We start from the raw sequence: 5960 nt of genomic DNA, 5'->3' as shown, positions 1-5960 counted from the left end.
CGGCCGGGGGCTGTTAGCGTCCGAAGACCGCCAGCCCCCAGCTTCCGGAGCCGACAGGTGACCGTGCAGACCGAGGACAGGGATCTGTGGATCCGCCGCTACCACCCCGCCGCCGACTGTGAGGTGAGGCTGCTGTGCCTGCCGCACGCCGGGGGCTCGGCGAGTTTCTACTTCCCGGTGTCCCAGGCCCTCTCCCCGCGGGTCGAGGTGCTCGCGGTGCAGTACCCGGGCCGGCAGGACCGGCGTCTGGAACCCTGTGTCGAGACGATCCCCGAACTCGCCGACCGGCTGCTGCCGTTGGTCGTCGCGGAGGCGGACCGTCCGCTGGCCCTGTTCGGGCACAGCATGGGCGCGTCCCTCGCGTTCGAGCTGGCGGGCCTGCTGGAATCGCGCGCCGGGGTGGTGCCGGTGATGCTGTTCGCCTCCGGTCGGCGTGCCCCCTCCCGGTTCCGGGTGGAGGACGACGTGCACCGGCGCGGCGACGAGGCACTGCTCGCCGAGATCAAGCGGCTGGCCGGCACCGACAGCCGCATCCTCGGCGACGACGAGGTGCTGCGCATGGTCCTGCCCGCGATCCGCAGCGACTACCGCGCGGCCGAGCTGTACCGCCCCGAGCGGGTGCACCGGCTGACCTGCCCGATCACGGCCCTGGTGGGCGACACCGACCCCAAGGCCCCCTTGGACGACGTACGGGCCTGGGCGGACCACACGACCGGCCCCTTCACGATGAAGATCTACTCCGGCGGCCACTTCTACCTGGTCGACCAGGCGCCCCAAGTCCTCCACCAGATCACCGAAACCCTCACCCGGACCAACCGGACCAACCCCCCGGCCCCGACCGCCACCTGACCGCTCCGAACCGCCCCCTTCACCGGGTACGGCACCGTGCGACCGAGGTCGGCCGCGCGACCGATGCGGGCGGGCCCTGTCGCGGGTGAGGACGTACTAGGGTCGCCCGGTGACGAGTAGCGACACGACGCGTGCCCAGGTCCCGGATGGTATCGGTACGTCGGTGGAGGCCGGTGACTGGCGGGACCGACTGCGCCGCTTCGGGCATGCCGGGCGTCCGGCGGCCGATCTCCGTGAACGGCTGGTCCCGCCCTTCCCCGAGCCGGGGACCCGGCCGTGGGAGTGGCTCGGCCTCGGGCCGGTCGCGGCCCACCGGGTCGCGCACGCGATGGGCTGGCTGGGCCCGTTGCTCGTCGCCGCCCTGGCGGGCGCCATCCGCTTCTGGGACCTCGGCCGGCCGCACGCCGTGATGTTCGACGAGACGTACTACGCCAAGGACGCCTGGTCCATGCTCCGGCTCGGGTACGAGGGCACCTGGCCGGACCGGAAGATCGCCGACCCGCAGATCCTGGCGGACCCTCAAGTGATCTCGTTGACCGACCCGGGGACCTTCGTCGCGCATCCACCCATGGGTAAGTGGGTCATCGCCGTCGGGGAGTGGATGTTCGGCCTCGACCCGTTCGGCTGGCGCTTCATGACGGCCGTCCTGGGCACGCTGTCGGTGCTGATGCTGTGCCGAATAGGACGCCGGCTGTTCCGGTCGACGCTGCTGGGATGTCTGGCCGGCGCGTTCATGGCGATGGACGGCCTCCACTATGTGATGAGCCGCTCCGCGCTCCTCGACATCATCGTGATGTTCTTCGTGCTCGCGGCCTTCGGCTGCCTCCTGGTCGACCGGGACCGTGCGCGGGCCCGCCTCGCGGCCGCCCTGCCGGTCGACGACGACGGCCGTGCGACGCCGGACGCGGACACCGCCGAACACACCGGGACGGGACCGCGGCCCTGGCGCCTCGCGGCCGGCGTCTGTCTGGGCCTGGCCGCGTCCACCAAGTGGAACGGCCTGTACGTCCTGGTGTTCTTCCTGGCCCTGACCGTGCTGTGGGACGTCGCCGCCCGCCGTGTCGCGGGGGCCCGCCACCCCTACCGTGCGGTGCTCCGCAAGGACCTCGGCTGGTCGCTGCTGTCCGTCGTCCCCGTGGCCGTGTTCACGTACGTGCTCACATGGACCGGCTGGTTCCTGTCCGACAAGGGCTACGGACGGCACTGGGCGGACGACCGGGGCGGAATCTGGTCGTGGATCCCGGCGCCGCTGCGCGGCCTGTGGCACTACGAGTACGGCGTCTACGAGTTCAACGTGGGCCTGCACACGGCGCACAAGTACGAGTCGAACCCGTGGAGTTGGCTGGTCCTCGGCCGTCCCGTGCTGTTCCACTACCAGTCGCCGCAGCCCGGGCAGGATGGCTGCGCCACGGCCGTCGACTGTTCACAGACGGTCCTCGCCCTCGGCACCCCGCTGCTGTGGTGGGCGGCCTGCTCGGCGCTCGGCTATCTGCTGTTCCGGTGGGCGCTGCGCCGCGACTGGCGGGCGGGCGCGGTGCTGTGCGGTGTCGGCTCGGGCTATCTGCCGTGGTTCCTGTACCAGGACCGGACCGTCTTCTCCTTCTACGCCGTGGTGTTCGTGCCGTTCCTGTGCCTGGCCGTCGCGATGACCGTGGGCGCGCTGCTCGGGCCACCGGGCGCGGGCGACAACCGCCGCTCCGCGGGCGCGTTCGTCGCCGGCGCCCTGGTGCTGCTCATCGCGTGGAACTTCATCTATTTCTTCCCGCTGTACTCGGGCCAGACGATCCCGTACGCGGGCTGGCGGAGCAGGATGTGGCTCGACACCTGGATCTGACCACCCGCCGCTCCACCCACCACTCCATCGGCCGGTCCACCCACCACTCCATCGGCCGGTCAACCGGCCGGTCAACCGGCGTCCATCGGCCGCTCCGTGGGCCGCTGGGGCCGAGCGCTCAGACGTACTCGGTCGCCGCGTCCAGCAGCCAGTCCGCGAGGTGGCCGGCGAAGGACGAGCGGACCAACACCCAGAAGCCGGCCCGGGGTTCGTCGCGGGCGACCAGGACGACCTGGGTGCGGCTGAGGGTCGTCTGGGCGCAGCGGCCCGGACCGAAGGCCCGCGGATGCAGGTCCAGCGGGCAGCCGTGGGCCAGGATGTCGCGGGCGCGGGGGCCGGCGACGAGGAGCGTGGTGCGCTGGGCGGAGACATCGGTGACGGAGACCGGTTCGTCGCCGGCCGCGTCCCGGATCCGGGTCTCCAGGTCCCGCTCCCGGCCGGGCGGAGCCACCAGGAGCCATTCGTCGGGGCCGAGCCACAGCGCCGTCAACTCGCCGGTGCGGACGACGGTGTTGGGTTCGAGGGGCAGGGCCAGGTCCAGGGCGAGCCCCACGGCGTCGGCCGCCGGCCCCTTGGCGTCGAGGCGCACGTTCACCTGGGTGAGGAAGGGGAGTTCGGCCAGCCGTACCGCGCCCTGGGAGGCGCGGGTGGCGGCGGCCAGCCGGGCGGCGGCCCCGCCCAGGGGGCTGCGGGGCGCGGAGGTGAGGACGGTGTCAGCCATCGCGGCGGGCTCCCTCGGGGTCGAAGAGGACGGGGCTTGCGACGGTCACCGGGACCAGCCGGTCGCCGACGGGGGCGTACAGCCGCTCGCCGATACGGTCCCGGCCGCCCTTGATCAGGGCGAGCGCGAAGGTCCGGCCGAGGGCGGCACTGCGGTAGCTGGAGGTGACATGGCCGAGCATCGGGACGGGCGGCGCGGGGAGCACGCTGTCGGCGACCAGGTGCGTACCCTCCGGGAGGAAGGTGTCGGGGTCCTCGGGGAGCAGGCCGACGAGGTGCTTGCGGTCGGGGCGGGCGGTGTCGGCGCGGGCGTAGGAGCGCTTGCCGATGAAGTCGGGCTTCTTCTTGGAGACCGCCCAGCCCATGCCGAGGTCCTGGGGGGTGACCGTGCCGTCGGTGTCCTGGCCGATGATGGGGTAGCCCTTCTCGGCGCGCAGCACGTGCATGGTCTCCGTGCCGTAGGGGGTGATGCCGTGCGGGGCGCCGGCCTCGTACAGCGCCTCCCAGAGGGCGAGGGCCTCCCACGGTGACACATTGATCTCGTAGGCCAGTTCGCCGGAGAAGCTGATCCGGCAGACGCGGGCCTCGATCCCGGCGACGGTCGTCTCCCGCCACGCCATGAACGGGAAGTCGTCGTTGGCGACGGCCAGGTCCGGTGCGAGGGAGCCGAGGACGTCGCGGGAGCGGGGGCCGACCAGGGCGACGGTGGCCCACTGCTCGGTCACCGAGGTGCAGTGGACGCGCAGTTCGGGCCACTCGGTCTGGAGCCACTCCTCCATCCAGTCGAGGACGGTGGCCGCGTTGCCCGTGGTCGTGGTGACCAGGAAGCGGTCCTGGGCGAGACGGATGACCGTGCCGTCGTCGAAGACCATGCCGTCCAGACGGCACATCACGCCGTAGCGGATCATGCCGACCTTCAGGGTGCTCATCATGTTGGTGTAGAGCCGGTCGAGGAAGACGGCGGCGTCCGGGCCCTGGACGTCGATCTTGCCGAGGGTGGAGGCGTCCATGAAGGCGACGCCCTCGCGGGCCGCCCGGCACTCGCGCAGCACGGCGGTCTCCATGTCCTCGCCGTCCTGCGGGTAGTACCAGGGGCGCTTCCACTGGCCGACGTTCTCGAAGAGGGCGCCGTGCGCGACGTGCCACTCGTGCAGGGCCGTCGTGCGGACCGGGTCGTGGAGGGCGCCCCGGTCGCGGCCCGCGAGCGCGGCGAAGGAGACGGGGGTGTACGGCGGCCGGAAGGTGGTCGTGCCGAGCGCGGAGACGTCCACGCCGAGCAGTTCGGCGACGACACCGCCGGCGAGGACGCCGGACGTCTTGCCCTGGTCGTTGGCGGTGCCGGCGGTGGTGTACCGCTTGGTGTGCTCGACGGAGCGCATACCGGCGCCGGTCGCACGGGCCAGGTCGTCGACGGTGACGTCGCGTTGCAGGTCGACGAAGCGGGGGGCGCCGTCGCGGCCGGGGACGGTGAACAGGTGCTGGGGCGGTGTCGGACGGGGCTGTACGGGCACCTGCGGGAGGCGGGGAGTTGCGGCCGTGTAGCCCTCGGCCTCGATCGCGCGGGCGCCGGCGGCGGCACCCTGCGCGAGGGCCCCGGCGAGGTCCGGTGTGCCGCTCGCGCCGCCCGCGACCTCGACGGCCTGGCGGCATGTGTCGGGGACGAAGGTGCCGAGGGCCTCGTCGTGGCGGAGCCTGCCGCCGGCCTGGCTGAACAGGTGCGCCACCGGGTTCCAGCCGCCGGAGACCAACAGCAGGTCGGCGGCGAACTCCCGTCCGCCCTCGGTCTCCCCGTACGGGGCGACGGACACGGCGGTGAGGCGGGGGGCGCCGTCGGTGCCGATGACGGCGTGGCCGGTCAGCACCTCGATGCCGGCCTCGCGGGCGCGCTCGGCCCACTCCCCCGCCTCGGGGCGGGTGTCGGCGATCGCCACGACGTCCACGCCCGCCGCGGAGAGGTCCAGGGCGGCGGCGTAGGCGCTGTCGTTGGTGGTGAGGACGACCGCGCGCCGGCCGGGCAGGACGCCATGGCGGTGCAGGTGGGCGCGGGCCGAGGCGGCCAGCATCACACCGGGGCGGTCGTTGTCCGCGAAGGCCAGGGAGCGCTCGTGGGCGCCGGTGGCGAGGACGACCCGGCGGGCGCGGATCCGCCAGACCCGCTCGCGGGAGACGTTCTCGGGGGCGGCCGCGCCGAGGTGGTTGGTGCGGCGCTCCACGGCGAGGAGATGGTTGTCGTCGTAGTAGCCGAACACGGTGGTACGGCGCAGGACGCGGACCTCGGGGGCGTTGCCGAGGCGGGCGGTGACCGTGTCGACCCAGTCGAGGTGTTCGCCGGTGTCCAGGAGGCTGCCGCCGGGCTCGGGCCGGTCGTCGGCGAGGATGACGCGGGCGCCGCTGCCGGCGGCCGCCGCGGCTGCCGCGAGGCCGGCCGGGCCCGCGCCGACGATCAGCAGGTCGCAGTGGGCGTGGACGGCGTCGTAGCGGGCGGGGTCCGGGGCGGTGGCGAGGCGGCCCTGTCCGGGGAGGCTGCTCGCGACGAGGCCGTCGTACAGCTCGACGG

General features: G+C 73.3%; 4 protein-coding genes. 2 read left to right on the top strand and 2 right to left on the bottom strand.

Annotation, left to right across the window (positions count from 1 at the left end):
- The first annotated feature begins 57 nt into the window (after positions 1-57).
- Positions 58-849: a thioesterase II family protein gene (locus AOK23_RS20800; RefSeq protein ID WP_055714199.1), complete on the top strand. Its 792-nt coding sequence runs from the start codon at positions 58-60 to the stop codon at positions 847-849.
- A 109-nt stretch (positions 850-958) separates the two neighbouring features.
- The gene (locus AOK23_RS20795; RefSeq protein ID WP_079049588.1) at positions 959-2683 is read left to right on the top strand and encodes a dolichyl-phosphate-mannose--protein mannosyltransferase; all 1725 of its coding nucleotides are present in this window, start codon (positions 959-961) and stop codon (positions 2681-2683) included.
- A 118-nt stretch (positions 2684-2801) separates the two neighbouring features.
- Here the strand turns inward: AOK23_RS20795 and AOK23_RS20790 are convergent, their stop codons facing one another.
- Together AOK23_RS20790 and AOK23_RS20785 are read right to left on the bottom strand one after the other, a co-directional pair.
- The gene (locus AOK23_RS20790; RefSeq protein WP_055714198.1) at positions 2802-3404 is read right to left on the bottom strand and encodes a sarcosine oxidase subunit gamma; all 603 of its coding nucleotides are present in this window, start codon (positions 3402-3404) and stop codon (positions 2802-2804) included.
- Positions 3397-5960, bottom strand: a 2564-nt coding sequence (locus tag AOK23_RS20785; RefSeq protein WP_055714197.1) for a sarcosine oxidase subunit alpha family protein, incomplete at its 5' end; no start/stop codon positions are given. The genes AOK23_RS20790 and AOK23_RS20785, both read right to left, overlap by 8 nt.

Source organism: Streptomyces torulosus, from assembly GCF_001419765.1.
Classification (GTDB): domain Bacteria; phylum Actinomycetota; class Actinomycetes; order Streptomycetales; family Streptomycetaceae; genus Streptomyces; species Streptomyces torulosus.
This window is presented reverse-complemented; position numbering and strand designations above follow the sequence as displayed.

Excerpts from the sequence above, each read along its gene's own strand:
- AOK23_RS20790 (WP_055714198.1), bottom strand. The coding sequence starts at position 3,404 with ATGGCTGACACCGTCCTCACCTCCGCGCCCCGCAGCCCCCTGGGCGGG.